General features: G+C 34.1%; 16 protein-coding genes and 5 tRNA genes. 19 read left to right on the top strand and 2 right to left on the bottom strand.

The annotated features are described in order from the left end of the window. Nucleotides 1-8: 8 nt before the first annotated feature. The gene (locus MG_RS02945; protein WP_261156652.1) at nt 9-143 is read right to left on the bottom strand and encodes a hypothetical protein; all 135 of its coding nucleotides are present in this window, start codon (nt 141-143) and stop codon (nt 9-11) included. A gap of 180 nt (nt 144-323) precedes the next feature. Here MG_RS02945 and greA point away from each other — a divergent pair, with 180 nt between their 5' ends. From greA to MG_RS01650, 9 genes are all read left to right on the top strand, one after another. Further along, complete coding sequence (gene greA / locus MG_RS01690) at nt 324-809, top strand: transcription elongation factor GreA (RefSeq protein WP_009885993.1); 486 nt, start codon at nt 324-326, stop codon at nt 807-809. Nucleotides 810-836: 27 nt separating this feature from the next. Beyond that, nucleotides 837-923, top strand: a tRNA-Tyr gene (locus MG_RS01685). Between the two features lie 4 nt (nt 924-927). Then, a tRNA-Gln gene (locus MG_RS01680) sits at nt 928-1,002 on the top strand. 46 nt (nt 1,003-1,048) lie between these two features. Continuing rightward, nucleotides 1,049-1,123, top strand: a tRNA-Lys gene (locus MG_RS01675). Beyond that, a tRNA-Leu gene (locus MG_RS01670) sits at nt 1,124-1,209 on the top strand. 7 nt (nt 1,210-1,216) lie between these two features. Continuing rightward, nucleotides 1,217-1,290 (top strand) — tRNA-Gly (locus MG_RS01665). A gap of 180 nt (nt 1,291-1,470) precedes the next feature. Continuing rightward, the gene (locus MG_RS01660; RefSeq protein WP_010869405.1) at nt 1,471-3,141 is read left to right on the top strand and encodes an IgG-blocking protein M; all 1,671 of its coding nucleotides are present in this window, start codon (nt 1,471-1,473) and stop codon (nt 3,139-3,141) included. A 60-nt stretch (nt 3,142-3,201) separates the two neighbouring features. Further along, nucleotides 3,202-3,999 (top strand): MG_279/MG_280 family protein, encoded by a 798-nt coding sequence (locus MG_RS01655; RefSeq protein WP_009885910.1) that lies wholly within the window; start codon nt 3,202-3,204, stop codon nt 3,997-3,999. Further along, on the top strand, nt 3,992-4,648 hold the full coding sequence (locus MG_RS01650; protein WP_010869404.1) for an MG_279/MG_280 family protein: 657 nt from the start codon (nt 3,992-3,994) through the stop codon (nt 4,646-4,648). Before MG_RS01655 ends, MG_RS01650 begins: the two co-directional genes overlap by 8 nt. Here MG_RS01650 and MG_RS01645 read toward each other — a convergent pair. Continuing rightward, complete coding sequence (locus MG_RS01645) at nt 4,645-6,807, bottom strand: RelA/SpoT family protein (protein WP_009885909.1); 2,163 nt, start codon at nt 6,805-6,807, stop codon at nt 4,645-4,647. The genes MG_RS01650 and MG_RS01645 overlap by 4 nt on opposite strands. Before the next feature lie 42 nt (nt 6,808-6,849). Between MG_RS01645 and MG_RS01640 the strand changes: the two genes are divergently transcribed. The 10 genes from MG_RS01640 to MG_RS01595 all read left to right on the top strand — a co-directional run bounded on the left by MG_RS01640 (nt 6,850) and on the right by MG_RS01595 (nt 19,144). Then, entirely contained in the window at nt 6,850-9,762 is a 2,913-nt protein-coding gene (locus MG_RS01640; RefSeq protein ID WP_010869403.1) for an MPN396 family protein, read from the top strand. A 13-nt stretch (nt 9,763-9,775) separates the two neighbouring features. Then, complete coding sequence (apt, locus tag MG_RS01635; protein ID WP_010869402.1) at nt 9,776-10,318, top strand: adenine phosphoribosyltransferase; 543 nt, start codon at nt 9,776-9,778, stop codon at nt 10,316-10,318. Nucleotides 10,319-10,400: 82 nt separating this feature from the next. Then, nucleotides 10,401-11,837, top strand: coding sequence for an FAD-dependent oxidoreductase (locus tag MG_RS01630; protein ID WP_009885907.1), 1,437 nt, complete (start codon nt 10,401-10,403; stop codon nt 11,835-11,837). A 27-nt stretch (nt 11,838-11,864) separates the two neighbouring features. Next, nucleotides 11,865-12,941 carry a pyruvate dehydrogenase (acetyl-transferring) E1 component subunit alpha gene (gene pdhA, locus MG_RS01625; protein WP_009885906.1) on the top strand — a complete coding sequence of 359 codons (1,077 nt, stop codon included), beginning with the start codon at nt 11,865-11,867 and terminating at the stop codon, nt 12,939-12,941. A 17-nt stretch (nt 12,942-12,958) separates the two neighbouring features. Then, complete coding sequence (locus tag MG_RS01620) at nt 12,959-13,939, top strand: alpha-ketoacid dehydrogenase subunit beta (RefSeq protein WP_009885905.1); 981 nt, start codon at nt 12,959-12,961, stop codon at nt 13,937-13,939. Between the two features lie 249 nt (nt 13,940-14,188). Further along, the gene (locus tag MG_RS01615; protein ID WP_009885904.1) at nt 14,189-15,343 is read left to right on the top strand and encodes a dihydrolipoamide acetyltransferase family protein; all 1,155 of its coding nucleotides are present in this window, start codon (nt 14,189-14,191) and stop codon (nt 15,341-15,343) included. A 3-nt stretch (nt 15,344-15,346) separates the two neighbouring features. Beyond that, the gene (gene lpdA, locus MG_RS01610) at nt 15,347-16,720 is read left to right on the top strand and encodes a dihydrolipoyl dehydrogenase (protein ID WP_009885903.1); all 1,374 of its coding nucleotides are present in this window, start codon (nt 15,347-15,349) and stop codon (nt 16,718-16,720) included. Nucleotides 16,721-16,730: 10 nt separating this feature from the next. After that, entirely contained in the window at nt 16,731-17,741 is a 1,011-nt protein-coding gene (locus MG_RS01605) for a lipoate--protein ligase (RefSeq protein WP_009885902.1), read from the top strand. 1 nt (nt 17,742) lies between these two features. Next, entirely contained in the window at nt 17,743-18,129 is a 387-nt protein-coding gene (locus MG_RS01600) for a hypothetical protein (protein WP_009885901.1), read from the top strand. Further along, nucleotides 18,122-19,144 (top strand): hypothetical protein, encoded by a 1,023-nt coding sequence (locus MG_RS01595; protein ID WP_009885900.1) that lies wholly within the window; start codon nt 18,122-18,124, stop codon nt 19,142-19,144. The genes MG_RS01600 and MG_RS01595 overlap by 8 nt, the downstream gene beginning before the upstream one ends. Nucleotides 19,145-19,162 lie beyond the last annotated feature (18 nt).

Here is a 19,162-nt window from a genome sequence, read left to right as displayed (position 1 = left end):
AAGTAATCTTAACGGTTGCGACTAATTACTCCAGTGATAAAAAGCATAGTAATTAAAGCAATTAGTACGATTAGAATAATGATGCCCAAAGCTAAAAAGCGGATCTTCTTTTTGTTTTGAGCATTACTATTGTTTTCTCTCATCTGTATTAAAACTCACAATCTTCTGTTGATCTTGAGTTTATTATTTCGAAGTTAAATAGAAATTTACTATTTAATATCTATATTACTGCAATACTGATTTTCTATTTTTTTAGCAAAAATTGGCAAAAAAAGGGGAAATAATTAAATAATAAAAGTGTTTTTGCTGCTTTTAATTTTGTCATGGAACTAAATAAAAATTACCTAACTCAAGAAGGATTTAAGCAACTGGAAAAAGAACTTGAAAACCTAATCCAAGTTAAACGTCCTGAGATTATCAGACTCTTACAAGAAGCACGTGATCAGGGTGATTTAAGTGAAAATGCTGATTATGATGCAGCTAAAGCACAGCAAGGTGAGATTGAAACTAGGATTGCTGAAATTCAAGATATATTAGCCAACGCTAAGTTAATTAGTGACCACCAAGCAAAAACCAAAGTAACAAAAGTTAGCTTAGGGAGCACTGTTGAGATCTATGATTACAGTTCTAAATCGAACGAAAAATACACAATTGTAGGTACACTTGAAGCAAATCCTGAAGAACACAAAATTTCCAATGAATCACCCCTTGCCCTTGCAATCTATGGGCGTTTAATTGGTGATGAATGTGATGTTGTTGGTATTGAAGTTCCCTATCGTGTTAAAATCCTGAAGATCAGCAACAGATAATTTGTAAAATATCTTGCTGGTAGTAATGGACAGGTAGCGAAGTGGCTAAACGCTTCTGACTGTAGATCAGACACCTTTATGGTTTCGGGAGTTCGAATCTCTCCCTGTCCACCATTTTTGGGATGTAGCCAAGCGGTAAGGCAATAGACTTTGACTCTATCATGCGATGGTTCGATCCCATCCATCCCAGCCAGTTAAAGCTTAAATTTCTAAAGATAGGGTTAACTCCCTATCAAAAAGACTCACTAGCTCAGCGGTAGAGCATTTGACTTTTAATCAAAGGGTCCCGAGTTCGATCCTCGGGTGGGTCACCAGCCCAAGTGGCGGAATGGTAGACGCATGGGATTTAAGATCCCACGCCAGTAATGGTGTGCCGGTTCAAGTCCGGCTTTGGGCACCAAATTTGTGCGAGTATAGTTTAATGGTAGAACATCAGCCTTCCAAGCTGATCGTGTCGGTTCGATTCCGATTACTCGCTCCAAAAATTAAAGATTTAAACTCATTACATCCTTAAAGCAATTTAAGGGTGTTTTTTATTTGTTTAATAAATTACCAAGCTCTTTCAGAGAAAGGGTTATTGAAGTTTACTAGTGGATTTAATTTAAAATTGATAAGTAGACTACTGTTTACAAATTAAAAGTTTCTAATAATACAAAAAATAATGCAATTTAAAAAACATAAAAATAGTGTGAAATTTAAGCGTAAATTATTTTGGACTATTGGTGTTTTAGGTGCTGGAGCGTTAACCACATTCTCAGCAGTTATGATCACTAACCTAGTTAATCAAAGTGGTTATGCTTTGGTTGCATCAGGTAGGAGTGGTAACCTCGGTTTTAAGTTGTTCTCAACACAATCTCCTAGTGCAGAAGTAAAGTTGAAATCACTTTCTTTAAACGATGGTAGCTATCAGAGTGAGATTGATTTATCTGGTGGTGCTAACTTCCGTGAGAAATTTAGAAACTTTGCTAATGAGTTATCAGAAGCGATCACTAACAGTCCAAAGGGTTTAGACCGTCCTGTTCCTAAAACTGAAATTAGTGGCTTAATTAAAACAGGTGATAACTTTATTACTCCTAGTTTTAAAGCTGGTTATTATGATCATGTTGCTAGTGATGGTTCACTGCTTAGCTATTACCAATCAACTGAATATTTCAATAACCGCGTGTTGATGCCAATCTTGCAAACAACTAACGGTACTCTCATGGCAAACAACCGTGGTTATGATGATGTGTTTAGACAAGTTCCTAGTTTCAGCGGATGGAGTAACACAAAAGCAACAACTGTTTCAACTAGTAATAACCTTACTTATGATAAGTGAACTTATTTTGCTGCTAAAGGTTCACCACTTTATGACTCATACCCAAACCACTTCTTTGAAGATGTTAAAACACTCGCAATTGATGCTAAAGATATCAGTGCTTTAAAAACAACAATAGATTCAGAAAAACCTACTTACCTAATTATTAGAGGTTTAAGTGGTAATGGTTCACAACTTAATGAATTGCAATTACCAGAATCAGTTAAAAAAGTTTCACTTTATGGTGATTACACTGGTGTTAATGTAGCTAAACAAATCTTTGCAAACGTAGTTGAGTTGGAATTTTATTCCACCAGTAAAGCAAATAGTTTTGGTTTTAACCCATTAGTATTGGGAAGTAAAACTAATGTTATCTATGATCTGTTTGCCTCAAAACCATTTACCCACATTGATTTAACCCAAGTTACACTCCAAAACAGTGATAATTCAGCCATTGATGCTAATAAGCTCAAACAAGCAGTTGGTGATATTTACAACTACAGAAGGTTTGAAAGACAGTTCCAAGGTTATTTTGCTGGGGGATACATTGACAAGTACTTAGTTAAGAATGTTAATACCAACAAGGATAGTGATGATGATTTGGTGTACCGTTCTTTAAAAGAACTTAACCTCCACTTAGAAGAAGCTTACAGAGAAGGAGATAACACCTATTACAGGGTTAATGAAAACTATTACCCTGGTGCTAGCATCTATGAAAATGAACGCGCAAGCAGAGACAGCGAGTTTCAAAATGAAATCTTAAAACGTGCTGAACAAAACGGAGTAACATTTGATGAAAACATCAAAAGAATTACTGCTAGTGGTAAATACAGTGTACAGTTCCAAAAACTAGAAAATGATACAGATAGTAGTCTTGAAAGAATGACTAAAGCAGTTGAAGGGTTGGTTACTGTAATTGGTGAAGAAAAGTTTGAAACAGTTGATATTACTGGTGTTTCCAGTGATACAAATGAAGTTAAATCACTAGCAAAAGAACTTAAAACCAACGCATTGGGTGTTAAACTTAAACTCTAGTAGTTTTGTTTTCAAAACACTTTTATAACCATTAGTTTGGTTAAAAGTACAAGTATTTAAATGGTTATTTTTATTAATCGGTTTTCGAAAACCATCTTGCTTTTCTTTGGAATGTTGGTTTTTGTATTTCTGTTAGGGTTTGGTATTACTGCTTTGTATTTTCGTAGTACAGCAGCTAACCTTTATGTTCAAGCTCGTAATTCCATTGATAGTTCTTTCAATTCTGCTAAAGCCTTTGCTAATGCTTTAGCAAATAGTGCTAACCAATTTAGCAAAAGTTCCATTACTAACAATTTAGATCAAGTTAAAAAAGACTTAGAGCAATCTTTACAAAAAGTGGATGAATACAAAAAGAACTTAGAGAGTCAGAACAATCTAGGTAATATTAGTCAAGAAAAGATTAGGGAACTTGATGCAACCAAAAAAGACTTGGAAAACAGTAAAACACAATTAGACAACTTTAAAAATAATCTTGATAAAAATGGTACTGCTAGTTCATCTCCATCTGTAAAAAAACAAGCAACAGCTGATGGTGTAATTAGTGCAGTTAGTGAGTTTTCTACACAAGCACAAAGCATTGTTAGTAGCTATGAAAAGATCAAAAACAACATCCCTTCTTCTGAACAGTTCAATAATTATTATGATGTCACAATGATAACCATTGTTGCTGTATCAGGTGGGATGTTAGCAATTTTGATTACAACCATTGTCTTTTCCTTTTTAACTTCTAAAAAAAGAGGATTGATCAGGTTTTCAAGATTTATTAGTACTGAACAGTTAGCTGATCATGTTAATGATATCTTAGATCGTTATCCTGATTTGGAAGAGGAAGTGATAACAGCATTAGACCATGATTAGACTATTAAAAAAACTTGCAGTTTTTCTTATTATTTTGGTAGGGATTTTATTGTTAGGTGGAATTGCTACTGCTGGTTATTTTGCTTTTACTTACCGTGAACCTATTAACAACTACTATAAAGAGGGATATAACAAGATTAGTGAATATAACACTGAAATTAAAAAGATCTCCCAAAATATCTTCCAAAATAACCTAGTTAAAACACTTTCAGAAGTTGAAAAATCTTTAAACGAAGGGCGAAAATTAACGCAAAACAATTCATTTGCATCAGGATTAGATAGTTCTTTAAATGCACTTGAAGGTTCATTGAAAAAAATTAATAACTTTGATAGTAATGCTGCTTTTACCCAAATTAAACACACATTAAATAACATAACTAGCTTTGTTGATCAAATGCTAGAAAAGTTCCCAAATCCAAACCAAAATGATGATTTTAAGCGGTATTTAACTGAAGTTTCCCAAATCCTTTTCTATACAGGAATCTCAATTATTGGGGCATTTTTTGTTTCTGGTTTTTTATTAATTTTATTTACAAAGAAAGTTTATGGAGTGAGAGTATCACGTTTCAATCCACAACGGCTACTAAAAAAGCACTTAGTTTTACTTTTAAGAGATGAAGAAGTGTATGATGCGGTGTTTGGTAACTAAAGGTATTTTCAACTAAAGCTGATATTCTTAGTGGTAATTTGGTCCATTAAGGTGAGAAGTTGTTGGTAGTTATTAACAAAAAGGGTGATGTTTAAATCAAATTCATCTTTTTGTTTGTTGATCTTGGGAATTATTTTTTCAATATAACCATCACCATTAATAATTGTTTGACAGATTTTATTAATGGTTTTTTCACTCCACACTCCGTTAATGTTAATGTAACTGCGAAACTTACGTGGTTTTAGTTTTAACTGCTGGATATTTCAATATAACGGGATAATTTTTAACTGCTTTTTATTTTGTAAATTCTTACAACCATAACGGTGAACACTTAAAATGTTTTTAGTTAAGATACCAGTTACTTGTTCAGGCATATCAGGGATCTTACTACAACATGGTTCAATCACTATTTTGGTGATAAAAATACCTTCAATTTGTTCAAAGTAAGAGTTGTGAAAAACTACTTTTGAAAAAGCAAACTTAAGTGGTTTTGTTAGTTTATTTCACTTGTCGTTGTTTTTAGCTAGAAACAACAAATGTTCATCATTAGTAAAGTTAGTACACTCAATTAACGCTAAGTAATCACTCATTTTTTTAATTCTTAGGGTGTTTAAGCGTTTTTGGATTTCAGTTTCACTAGCAAGTTTTAACTGTTTTTCACCCAGTTCTTTTTCATAAAAAGCTAACTCACTGTATCTACCAGATTTAGCTAGTTTAGCCAAGCTCTTTTTTACCTTTTCACGGTATATAGGGTTATTCATATACCTAATTCACTTTGATTTCAAATTGTTATTCTTGCCAAAGTAAAATTCAATCAGCATCTCATTTTCAACACTAGTATCAAAAGAATTGATCTCAACCCCATCAATTTCAATTTTGGTTAATTTAGCAAATTGCTTGGGATAGTTTTCAAAAGCAATATCAAGGAGTTTATTGTTGCTATCAACATTAATTTGCTTAATTACATTAGGTTCATGACTAGCACTAACATTAATCTTGATAATATCAGTCCCAAAAATCCTTTTTAGAAAATCATGTGAGTGTTTTTGTTTTGTCACTAGGTAATTAAGTTGCAAAGCAGGTGCTAACAATCCCTCTTTCTGTTCTTTGTAGATCCAGTGACTAGCTAAGCCAAACTTACTAACATTGTCCATCTGTTGGGTTCTAATTTGGATCTCAACATTTAACCCTTTTAAACGAACAGTGGTATGAATTGATTGGTAAAGGTTTTGTTTAGGTGAGGCAATATAGTCTTTGAAGTATTTACTGTCAATTAAAAAATTAAGGTGAATTAAACCAAGGATGTGATAACAATCAAGTTCTGATTTAGTAATTAAGCGGATAGCAAAAAGATCATGGATCTTACTGATGTTCTGTTCATGAACAGTTAGTTTTTTATATGTAGAGTAAATGCCTTTAATCCGACTTTCAAGTTGGTATTCTATCTGATTTTGCGCTAAGATTTTTTTTAATTGTTGTTTGAAGTTATCCCACTCATTGTCATAAAAGACCTTTTGCTTGTTAATCTTTGACAGGGTGTTATCATAGTTTTTTAAATCCAACACCTTAAATGAAAGATCTGCTAATTTTGTTTTAACAGGATACATCCCAATCCTCCCAGCAATCTTTGCATAAAGTTCTAAAGTTTCTTTTGCAATTACCTTTTGCTTTTCAATGGGGAGAAACTCAATGGAAGCGATGTTATCAAGTCGATCTGCTAGTTTTAGTACCATTACATTTATCTCTTGTTGAGAATTGATTGCAATGTTAACAAAGCTTTTTAAGTTAAGATTCTCCTTTTTATTTTTGAGATGACGTTGCTTTTTAGATTCATTGGTAATCTTTGTAACCTTAGTGACAAGCTCAGCAATTTCTTTGCTAAAAATCATTGCTATATTAGCTTCGGTTTGGTCTGTATCTTCAATGATGTCATGTAACAAACCAGCACAAATAGTGATAGGATCCATGTTCCATTCAACTAGTGATAATGCCGTTCTTAAAGGATGGATAAAAAAAGGTTCACCGCTAAGCCGTTTCTGGTTTTCATGCCAAGTTTTAGCGTGATAGAATGCTTTGTTAATTAATTCAATCTCTGCATTAGTAAATTTTTGTGCTATTTTAGCTAAAAAATCACACTCGATTTCCTGAATGGTTGCCATTACTTAATATTTATATAAAATTTAAGTTATTAAAAATAGTTAGTGAGGTTCAAAAAGCGCTTTTCTTTGGACTGAATCCTAAAAATAGGAACTATTCTTGGACTTGTTTGTCTGGGTTTGTTTGGTGTTATTTTTGGGAGTTACAAACTGTTAAATGACAGCAGGTTAGGTGCTGTTTTCAACGGTTCTACCACTACAACTGTTTACTTTTTAAACCATAAGTCAACTAACAATACCTCATTAGATCCTCAGCAAACAAAACCAACCAACGGGATTGAAAACATCACTAACATTGATAGCTTTTTAGATGGTGTTGAAAAAAGTTATGCTAACAGTTTATTCATTCAGGGCTTTTCTTCTGTAAACATTACTAAAAACACTAATGATAAAACTGCTAGTGAACTTGACAACATTGACAAGTCCTGATTGGTTAATGGGGGATTACCTTCTGTTACTCTCACCTTTGAACAAAACCGTGAGCAAGCCAAAACCCGCCAAAGAAAAAGACAAGTTGATGCTCAGGTTAGAAGAAATGCAATTAGTTCAGTTGAACACAACTACCAACTTTCACTTGAAACAACTGATGGAGTGGTTTTATTTGATTCACTGGATAATAATTTTATTAATGCTTCCATTAGGGCAGTTGTTCCCCAAAACACTTCTGTAAACAGTGCTTTAACCTTTGAATACAAGTTAAATAAAAATGTAGTTACCAAAGAAAGTTTACACACCGATTTTCTTGATTTTATCAACTCTAAAAACTTATCAAGTTCTGATTATAATACTGGTAATGGGCAAGCTAGTGTTGAGGGCAATGGTAAATTTTTTAAGCAAAATGCGAATGGAACTTCAAGTAGTGGTAATAAAACTTTAGTATTGTGAAAAGATAAACAAGGCGCATTAAACTATGTCCGTAATATCTTTAATGTAGTTGAGGGTAGTAGTGATTATCTCACCTTTAATGAAAGAGAGAAGAGTCTCTGGGAATTTTTACATGCAAAGGGTAGCTTTGCTAGTGGTGATAATCTGTTTTTAAACACTGATGCTAATGGGGCATCTCCTATTAAAAAAGCAAGTGACATTACTCTCAAAAACCTTTATTATATCTACGCTGCTCCTAACCACTTTTCAGCGGTTGCTAGCAACAGTAATGACAATAATAACCAGAATAATAACAATAACAACAATAGTTCAGATGTAATTACAGTTTCAAATAGTGCTGATACAAGAAAGTTAAGGAGTGCAGATAGCAGTGGTTTTTCAGGGTTATTCCATAACTATATTATCAGTGAAATTAGAACTGAAGATCCGGTTAGCAAAACCGGTGATCCTGTTAAGATTAATCCTACTCTACAAAGCTTTTTAGACACTAACAACCAACGGATAGAATATGGTGGTAATATTAAGTTTCAAGTTGGTAATTTCTTGAGTAGTGATGGTACATACACCCCACCAAACTTTGTAACAGCAGCTACTGTTAAAGAGCTTTTAACAAATCCATTTCCCACAGCAGCTACCATTGCAACTGCAAAAACAAGTCTGGTTAACGCTCCACTTGCAAATACCATCACAGATGTTTCTAATTTTGCTTCTAGTTTTATTGCGTTTGGTATCATCGTTCTTATTGCTGCTGTTCTATTAACACTACGATACAAGCTCTTAGGGTTATACAAAGCATTAGCTTTAGGGTTAAGTGTGGTGTCATCACTGGTTATCTTTAGTGCAGTTGGTGGAGTTGTTGATGTCTTTTCTTTTGTGGGCATCTTCTTTGTTATTGCCATCAACCTAATTAATCTCTTGAATTTAGGAGAGTTATTCTTAAGAAATATTAGAAATAATGCTTCTATTATCGAATCGTGAAAACTGTGTTTAAAAAGAAGCTTTTTTGCTAATCTTGAGTTTCACATTACCTGGTTAATTAGTGCTTTAGTTGTTATCTATCTTTCTAATTATCAGGTCCAACAACTAGCTAATTTGATGGCAATATCAGCCATTACTTCTTACTTTTTTAGTTATGGAATCAGCATCGTTTTAATCTCACTGTTTGTCAGTTCAGAATCAGGTGCAAACTGAAAGCTTTTTCTCTATCAGAAGGATGCAAAAGCACTAACTAAAACTTCTAGTAACTATTCACTTTTAAGTTCAACTAGTGACTTGAACACAGACTTTTTTATAACCAAAAACCAACATGATTTCTTTTTGAAAAACAACTGGAAGTTTTTGTTTGTATGGCTAATCTTGTTAGCTATAGGAGTTGTAATGCTAGTTTTATATCTTGTTCAACCTAACCTGTTAGGAGAATTTTTAGCAGCAGATGTTGAATCAAGTAACGGGATTATTGCTGGGATAGGAATAGTTAGTTTACTGTACTTAGCTTATTGTTTGATTAGATATGGTGTTGCTTATTGTTTAAGTTATTTGGTTAGCTTTATCTTGTTATGTAGTGGTTTGTTTGCAGTGATGTATCTAACTAACTATCTGTTTAGTATAGACCAATCAACAATCCAGTTAATTACCTTTGTTTATCTGTTTTGGCTCTTTTTTGCAGCTAAGGTATCACAAACAACAACTTGGACTTACTTTTACTGGTTTAAAAGGAGCTTAAAGGACAAGGTATTTATCAAAAACTTATTTAACGATAACTTCAACTCGCAGTGGAAGATAGATCTGATTGAAAGTTCTAGCTTAGTTTTCATTTTTATTATCTACAGTGGTTTTAACTTTGGTGGGATTGATGGCAACTTTAACCTTGTGATCTTTTATCTAATTGCTATTGTTGGTTTATTTGATGTTGCAACTGCTTTTTTACCAATGTTTTGCTTTGGTTTAATCAATGGTTGACTCAGTCCTTTCAACTATGTTCATTCCCGTTTGAGCTTAAAACACAAAAAACATCCTTTTAAAGAGATTGATCAGATTGAAGAGCAGTTAATTGCAGGAATTAACAGTTTTTAAAAAAAAGATATTTATGGATCAAAACTTTAAGTTGCTTGATCAAGCAATCAAGCGCTTTGAAAATTTTCCCAACCAAGGTACATTGTTTTATGACATTACCCCAGTATTTTCCAATCCCCAACTATTTAATTTTGTGCTAACCCAAATGGCACAGTTTATTAAAGCTATTAATGCAGAAGCGATAGTATGTCCTGAAGCGAGGGGTTTTATCTTTGGGGGAGCATTAGCTTCTAAAACCCAACTCCCGTTAGTATTGGTTAGAAAAGCCAATAAACTCCCAGGGCAATTAATTAGTGCTAGCTATGATTTGGAGTACAGAAAACATGCTGTATTGGAGATGTCAACCACTTCATTAATCCAAGCTAATAATGCTAAAAGGTGTGTTATTGTTGATGATGTACTTGCCACTGCTGGAACAGTTGCTGCTATTGACCAATTACTTAAACAGTTAAATGGTGAAACTGTGGGATATTGCTTTTTAATTGAGCTGAAAAAACTCAATGGTAAAGCTAAGTTACAACCAAATGTGGTTAGCAAGATTTTATTACATTACTAGCAAAAGCTTAATTTTAAAAGATCGAATCACTACTGCACAAATTATCCTTAAATAGCTTAAAAAATTACTGCAGCTAAGATATATGAAAAAAGTGATTGTGATTGGAATAAATCACGCTGGTACTAGTTTTATTAGAACTTTACTTTCAAAAAGTAAGGACTTTAAGGTTAACGCTTATGATAGAAACACAAACATCTCGTTTCTGGGGTGTGGAATTGCACTTGCTGTTAGTGGTGTTGTTAAAAACACTGATGATCTTTTCTATTCCAACCCTGAGGAGTTGAAACAGATGGGCGCTAACATCTTTATGAGTCATGATGTTACTAACATTGATCTAATCAAAAAACAGGTAACAGTTAGAGATTTAACATCAAATAAAGAGTTCACTGATCAGTTTGATCAACTAGTAATCGCTTCAGGAGCATGACCTATATGTATGAATGTTGAAAACAAGGTGACACACAAGCCTTTGGAGTTTAACTACACTGACAAATATTGTGGTAATGTTAAGAACTTAATTAGCTGTAAGTTATACCAACATGCACTTACCTTAATCGATAGTTTTCGTAAAGATAAAACCATTAAATCAGTTGCTATTGTTGGTTCTGGTTACATTGGCTTGGAACTTGCTGAAGCAGCTTGGTTATGCAAAAAGCAAGTAACAGTAATTGACTTACTTGATAAGCCTGCTGGTAATAACTTTGATCATGAGTTTACTGATGAACTTGAAAAAGTGATGCAAAAAGATGGGTTAAAACTAATGATGGGTTGCAGTGTTAAGGGCTTTGTTGTTGATAGTACAAACAACGTTGTCAAAGGAGTTGAAACTGATAAGGGAATAGTAAATGCAGACCTTGTGATCCAATCAATTGGGTTTAGACCTAGCACTAAGTTTGTTCCTAAAGATCAAAACTTTGAGTTTATTCACAACGGTTCAATTAAAGTTAATGAATTTCTCCAAGCACTAAATCATAAGGATGTTTATGTCATTGGGGGTTGTGCTGCTATTTACAATGCTGCTAGTGAACAGTATGAAAACATCGATCTTGCTACCAATGCAGTAAAGAGTGGATTAGTAGCTGCGATGCATATCATTGGTAGTAACCAAGTTAAACTCCAATCTATCGTTGGCACCAATGCACTCCATATCTTTGGTTTAAATTTAGCAGCATGTGGATTAACTGAACAGCGTGCTAAGAAGTTAGGTTTTGATGTTGGCATATCAGTTGTTGATGACAATGATCGTCCTGAGTTTATGGGCAGTTATGACAAGGTGCGTTTTAAACTTGTATATGACAAGAAAACCCTAAGAATTTTAGGAGCACAACTCCTTTCTTGGAATACCAATCACAGTGAGATTATTTTCTATATTGCACTTGCAATCCAAAAGCAGATGTTACTAACTGAACTGGGTTTAGTGGATGTTTATTTTCTTCCACATTACAACAAACCGTTTAACTTTGTGTTAGCAACTGTTTTACAAGCACTTGGTTTTAGCTATTACATTCCTAAAAAATAGCTTAGTTTTAAATTAGCATAGAAATATATGGCAATCTTGATTAAAAATAAAGTTCCAACTACCCTTTATCAGGTTTATGATAATGAGGGTAAATTAATTGATCCTAACCACAAAATTACCCTAACTGATGAACAGTTAAAACACGCTTATTACTTAATGAACTTGAGTAGAATGATGGACAAAAAGATGTTAGTTTGACAGCGTGCTGGTAAGATGTTAAACTTCGCTCCTAATTTGGGAGAGGAAGCTTTACAGGTTGGAATGGGATTAGGTTTAAATGAAAATGATTGGGTTTGTCCTACGTTTCGTAGTGGGGCTTTAATGTTGTATCGTGGGGTAAAACCAGAACAACTTTTACTCTACTGAAATGGTAATGAAAAAGGTAGTCAGATAGATGCTAAATACAAAACTTTACCTATTAACATCACCATTGGTGCTCAGTATTCCCATGCTGCTGGATTAGGTTACATGTTGCACTATAAAAAGCAACCTAATGTTGCTGTTACTATGATTGGTGATGGAGGTACAGCTGAAGGGGAATTTTATGAAGCGATGAACATTGCAAGCATCCACAAGTGAAACACTGTTTTTTGTATTAACAACAATCAGTTTGCTATCTCAACAAGAACTAAACTTGAATCTGCTGTTAGTGATCTAAGCGTTAAAGCAATAGCATGTGGGATCCCAAGGGTAAGGGTTGATGGTAATGATCTAATTGCTAGTTATGAAGCGATGCAAGATGCTGCTAATTACGCTAGAGGTGGTAATGGACCAGTCTTAATTGAGTTCTTCAGCTACCGGCAAGGTCCTCACACCACTTCAGATGACCCTTCTATCTACAGAACCAAACAAGAAGAGGAGGAGGGAATGAAGAGTGATCCAGTGAAGCGGTTGCGAAACTTCTTGTTTGATAGATCAATTCTTAACCAAGCTCAAGAAGAAGAGATGTTCAGCAAAATTGAACAGGAAATCCAAGCTGCTTATGAAAAGATGGTACTAGATACTCCTGTATCAGTAGATGAGGTGTTTGATTACAACTATCAAGAATTAACCCCTGAACTAGTTGAACAGAAACAGATTGCAAAAAAATACTTTAAAGACTAATTTAAAAAAAGATAACTATGTCAAAAATCCAAGTAAATAACATTGAAGCGTTAAACAACGCAATGGATCTTGCACTGGAAAGAGATCAAAACGTTGTACTCTATGGCCAGGACGCTGGTTTTGAAGGGGGTGTGTTCCGTGCAACTAAAGGCTTACAACAAAAGTATGGGAGTGAAAGGGTATGGGATTGTCCTATAGCAGAAAACTCTATGGCTGGTATTGGGGTTGGGGCTGCTATAGGTGGTCTTAAACCTATTGTAGAGATCCAGTTTTCAGGCTTTTCATTCCCAGCTATGTTTCAAATCTTTGTCCATGCTGCTAGGATTAGAAACCGTTCTCGTGGTGTATATACCGCTCCACTAGTAGTGAGGATGCCAATGGGTGGGGGGATTAAAGCATTGGAACACCACAGTGAAACATTGGAAGCAATTTATGCACAGATTGCTGGGCTTAAAACAGTGATGCCATCAAATCCTTATGATACCAAAGGACTTTTTCTAGCTGCTATTGAATCACCTGATCCTGTTATCTTTTTTGAACCAAAGAAGCTTTATCGTGCTTTTCGTCAGGAGATTCCTAGTGATTATTACACTGTCCCTATTGGTGAAGCCAACTTGATTAGTGAAGGTAGTGAACTTACAATAGTTAGCTATGGTCCTACAATGTTTGATTTAATTAACTTAGTTTACAGCGGGGAATTGAAAGATAAGGGAATTGAGTTAATTGACTTGCGTACTATCTCCCCTTGAGATAAACAAACAGTATTTAACTCAGTGAAGAAAACAGGAAGACTACTTGTAGTGACTGAAGCGGTGAAAAGTTTCACTACAAGTGCAGAGATTATCACTTCAGTAACTGAAGAACTATTCACTTATCTCAAAAAAGCCCCACAACGGGTAACTGGGTTTGATATTGTTGTGCCTTTAGCTAGAGGTGAAAAATACCAGTTTGAAATTAATGCACGGGTTATTGATGCAGTTAATCAACTTTTAAAATAACACTTTTTTAAAATATAGTTACCTAGCTTTATTTTTTAGAGCTAGGTACCTCATTTCATAAATTAAAGTGATGGAAGACAACAAGAAATGCTGCCAATGCAAGTGCGAATGCGCTAAGTGCAACAGCTGCTGTAAAAAGTAAGACAAAATTTTTGTCTAACAACTAAAAAGCCAGTAACTAAACTGGCTTTTTTTATTTGTTATAGATCACTACTATTAAATTTAAACTTTAAGTACTATCAATACGATATGGCAAATGAGTTTAAATTCACTGATGTTGGTGAGGGTTTACATGAAGGAAAAGTAACTGAAATCTTAAAACAAGTTGGTGATCAGATCAAGATAGATGAAGCTTTATTTGTTGTTGAAACTGATAAAGTTACAACTGAACTACCTTCTCCTTTTGCAGGTACAATTAGTGCTATTAATGTTAAAGTTGGTGATGTTGTTAGCATTGGTCAGGTGATGGCAGTTATTGGTGAAAAGACTAGTACACCACTTGTTGAACCAAAACCTCAACCAACTGAAGAAGTAGCTAAGGTAAAAGAAGCGGGGGCTTCAGTAGTAGGGGAAATTAAGGTTTCTGATAACCTCTTTCCTATCTTTGGAGTAAAACCTCATGCAACTCCAGCTGTTAAAGACACTAAAGTTGCAAGTAGTACTAACATTACTGTAGAAACAACCCAAAAACCAGAAAGTAAAACTGAACAGAAAACCATTGCTATCTCAACAATGCGTAAAGCGATTGCAGAAGCAATGACAAAGTCGCACGCAATTATCCCAACCACTGTATTAACTTTTTATGTTAATGCAACCAAGTTAAAACAATATCGTGAAAGTGTTAATGGTTATGCTTTAAGTAAGTATTCCATGAAAATTTCTTACTTTGCTTTCTTTGTTAAAGCAATTGTTAATGCGCTTAAGAAGTTCCCTGTTTTTAACGCTAGTTATGATCCTGATCAAAACGAAATTGTTTTAAATGATGACATTAATGTAGGAATTGCTGTTGATACTGAAGAAGGTTTAATTGTCCCTAACATTAAGCAAGCCCAAACCAAATCTGTGGTTGAAATTGCCCAAGCAATTGTTGATTTAGCTAACAAAGCTAGAACAAAAAAGATTAAGTTGACTGATTTGAATAAAGGTACTATTTCAGTTACTAACTTCGGTTCATTAGGAGCAGCTGTAGGTACACCTATTATTAAGTACCCTGAGATGTGTATTGTTGCTACTGGTAATTTAGAAGAACGCATTGTTAAAGTGGAAAATGGAATTGCAGTTCATACCATCTTACCTTTAACAATAGCTGCAGACCACCGCTGGGTTGATGGGGCGGATGTTGGTAGGTTTGGTAAGGAGATTGCAAAACAAATTGAGGAATTAATTGATCTTACAGTAGCTTAATTTATGGATTATGATCTAATTATTTTGGGTGCTGGCCCTGCTGGTTATATTGCTGCGGAGTATGCTGGCAAACATAAACTTAAAACCCTAGTGATTGAAAAGCAATACTTTGGTGGGGTGTGTTTAAATGTTGGGTGTATCCCAACTAAAACGTTGTTAAAAAGAGCAAAGATTATTGATTATTTAGTTCATGCCAAAGATTATGGTATCACTATTAATGGTCAAGCTAAACTTGATTGAAAACAACTGTTAAAACAAAAACAGGAAGTAGTTGATAAATTAGTTGCAGGGGTAAAAACAATTATTAAGGGTGCTAAGGTAGAAAGTATTGAAGGTGAAGCTACTGTTATAGATAAAAACAAGGTGCAAGTAAACAACACAACTTACACCACTAACAACATTATTGTTGCAACCGGATCAAGACCAAGATACTTAACTTTACCAGGGTTTGAAAAAGCACAACAAGCTGGGTTTATCATTGACTCAACCCAAGCTTTGGCTTTAGAGGGAGTACCTAAGAAGTTTGTTGTAGTTGGGGGAGGTGTGATTGGGGTTGAGTTTGCTTTTTTATTTGCTTCATTAGGGAGTGAAGTGACCATTATCCAAGGTGTTGATAGGATTTTGGAGGTTTGTGATAGTGATGTTTCTGAACTGATAAGTAAAACCTTAAAAAACAAAGGAGTTCAGATTATTACCAATGCTCATGTTGTTAGAGCTGAAAACAACCAACTGTTTTACACAGTTAATGGAGTTGAACAGTCTGTAATTGGTGATAAAATCTTAGTTTCTATAGGAAGAATTGCTAACACAGAGTGTTTAGATCAACTTGATTTAAAACGTGACCATAACAACAAAATTGTTTTAAATGAAAAACTACAAACATCAACTACAAACATCTATCTAATAGGTGATGTTAACACGCAAATGATGTTGGCACACTACGCTTACCAACAGGGCAGATATGCTGTTGATCAAATTTTGAACCAAAACCAGGTAAAGCCTGCTGAAAAAAACAAGTGTCCTGCTTGTATTTACACAAATCCTGAAGTTGCTTTTGTAGGTTATAGTGAGATGGAATTGCAAAAAGAAAAGATTGATTATGTCAAATCTTCCTTGCCATTTATTTATAGTGGTAAAGCAATTGCAGATCATGAAACCAATGGGTTTGTCAAGATGATGTTTAATCCTAAAACTGGTGCTATCTTAGGTGGATGTATTATTGCTAGCACTGCTAGTGATATTATCGCTGAGCTTGCTTTGGTGATGGAAAACAACCTCACTGTGTTTGATATTGCCAATTCTATCTCACCCCATCCTACCATGAATGAAATGGTAACTGATGTTTGTAAAAAAGCGATCTTTGATTACTTTAGTTAATTGGTAGTTGATGCAAACTTTCATTATTACTTCCCCTGTTTTCAATCCGTATTTTAATGCAGCTTTAGAGGAGTGATTGCTAACTGAATTTAGAAAAAATGAGTTAGTTAAGGTCATCTACTTTTGGCAGAACGCTAACACTATTGTGGTGGGAAGAAACCAAAATACTTATGCTGAGGTTAACTTAAAGGAGTTGGAAAGTGATAAGGTTAACTTGTTTAGACGTTTTTCAGGCGGGGGAGCGGTGTTTCATGACCTTGGTAACATCTGTTTTTCTATTATTTTGCCAAGAACAGGTAAAGTGATGGAAAATGCTTATGAACAAACTACAAGAAATGTGGTGAAGTTCTTAAATAGCTTAAATGTACCTGCTGTATTTCATGGTCGTAATGACCTTGAGATTAATAACAAGAAGTTTTCTGGGTTAGCTGAATATATCGCTAAAGACAGGTTATTAGTCCATGGAACATTATTGTTTGACACTGACTTTTCTAAGTTAGCAAAGTATTTAAATGTTGATAAGACCAAGATAGCAAGTAAGGGTGTTGACAGTGTTGCTAAGCGCGTTGTTAATGTAAAGGAGTATTTACCAAATTGAACAACAGCAAAATTTTTAGAAGAGATGATTAATTTTTTCACTGTTACTGAAAAAGCAGAAACAATTGTTTTAACTAAAGATGCACTAGCAAAGGTTGAAAAAAGAGCAAAAGAACACTTTCAATCATGGGAGTGAAACTTTGGTAAAACTTATGAATACAACTTTAAAAACAAGCGTTATTTTAATAATGCTGGTTTATTTGAGTGCAATGTTCAAGTAGAGAAAGGAACAGTTGTTGATATTAAGTTTTATGGGGACTTTTTAAGTGTTGTTGATATCACCCCAGTAACAAAAAAACTAATTGGTCAGAAGTACGATTATAAAACCTTTGAAAAACTCTTCAATGAACTTGATCATTTTAGTGATTACTTTGGCAGTTTAAAACCTGAGCAACTCTTAGGAGTAATATTTGATAACAAGTAAAATGGATAGTTTTGTTCAAAAATACACAAATGGCTTCAAATCAATTTTGAACAAGGTTGAAAAAACTGATTTTGCAACTATTAAAAGTGAATTTCAATATAACCAAGCTAACTTGGAATGGGTTGAAAGTAAAGTTAGTGATCTTAACAACTATTTACTAGATCCTAACCAGTTTAGTGATGTAGTTAGTTTTAAAAAAATTGCTAATGAAAAGTTAGATTTGTTTGTTAAAAACCATGGCAATAAACTCCCGTTTTTTCTCTTTACTAGTTTTGTTTTAGCAATCTTTAGTTTTGTTAGTGTTTATGTTAGACACCATTATGATTTAGACTTTAATGATCCTGATGCTATCATTAGCTTCTTTAGAGAATTAGCTTTCCATGAATAATTTTGATTACTATAGAGACTTTGATGACTTTCAAAGAAGAGAAACTATTAACTTCTTTTTAGCCAAGTTTCCCTTTGCTTCCAAAGCCCAGCTTGATGTTTTTTTAGAACAAGCAAAAACTGCTTATGTCAAACTACGAACAAGCAACCCAAAAAATGTTGATTGGAACCAGATGCTTGTTTTGTTATTAAAAAAGTTTGGTCCTGAAGCGAGAAGTGAAAAAGAACGTTTAAAAAGGATCTTAAGTTTGCAAGAACAACTTAAGGTACGCTTGGAAGGAGAGATTAACCGTCAAGTTCAACAGAACAGCGAACTTTTCTCACAACTCAAACAAAGTGAAAGTGAAATTATCCAAATGCAGCAGCTGGTAGAAGCAAAAGAACACCAAATTGAAGCATTAAATAAACAGTTACATGCAATAAAAGAAGCCAATAAGAAACTAATTGAAGAACATGAAAGTATTAATGTAGAGGAATTGTTAAAGGAATATGAAGTGCAGTGTAATGAAGCAATTTATAAACGTGATCAACACATCCAAACCGTATTTGAAGACAAGTTAGCACTTAAAGATGGGGAAATTAGTGAAACCCAATCACTTTTAAAAACCGCTGAAAAAGAAAAGCAAGCATTAAAAAAAGCATATAAGTTAGTTGTAAATTCGCTTCAAAAACACCAAAAGCTCACCACCGAAATAGAAATTGATTTCACCAAGCTTGATGAGATTATTGCAACCATTTTTGATGAAACTAAGAATCCAAAGACTGGCTTTACTAACTTCATTAAGCAGTTTGAAAAAACCAAAGCAAAACTAACAAAAAAGATAGCTGAAATTACTAAACTTGATCATTCAACGCCAACAAATTATCAACAAGAAACTCCAGCGTCACAACAGCAATTAGATCAAGAGAATGAACCGATCAAACCATCTAAAAAATCAAATTCAAGTTCATTGCCTAGAGGCACTACACAACCCAAATCCAATTCTATTAACAGGGTTAGTAAATTAATTGATTAAGATTTAAATAATTGTTAG

Source organism: Mycoplasmoides genitalium G37, from assembly GCF_000027325.1.
Lineage (GTDB): Bacteria > Bacillota_I > Bacilli_A > Mycoplasmatales > Mycoplasmoidaceae > Mycoplasmoides > Mycoplasmoides genitalium.
The sequence above is the reverse complement of the archived record's forward strand: the minus strand, read 5'-3'. Positions and strand labels throughout refer to the sequence as shown.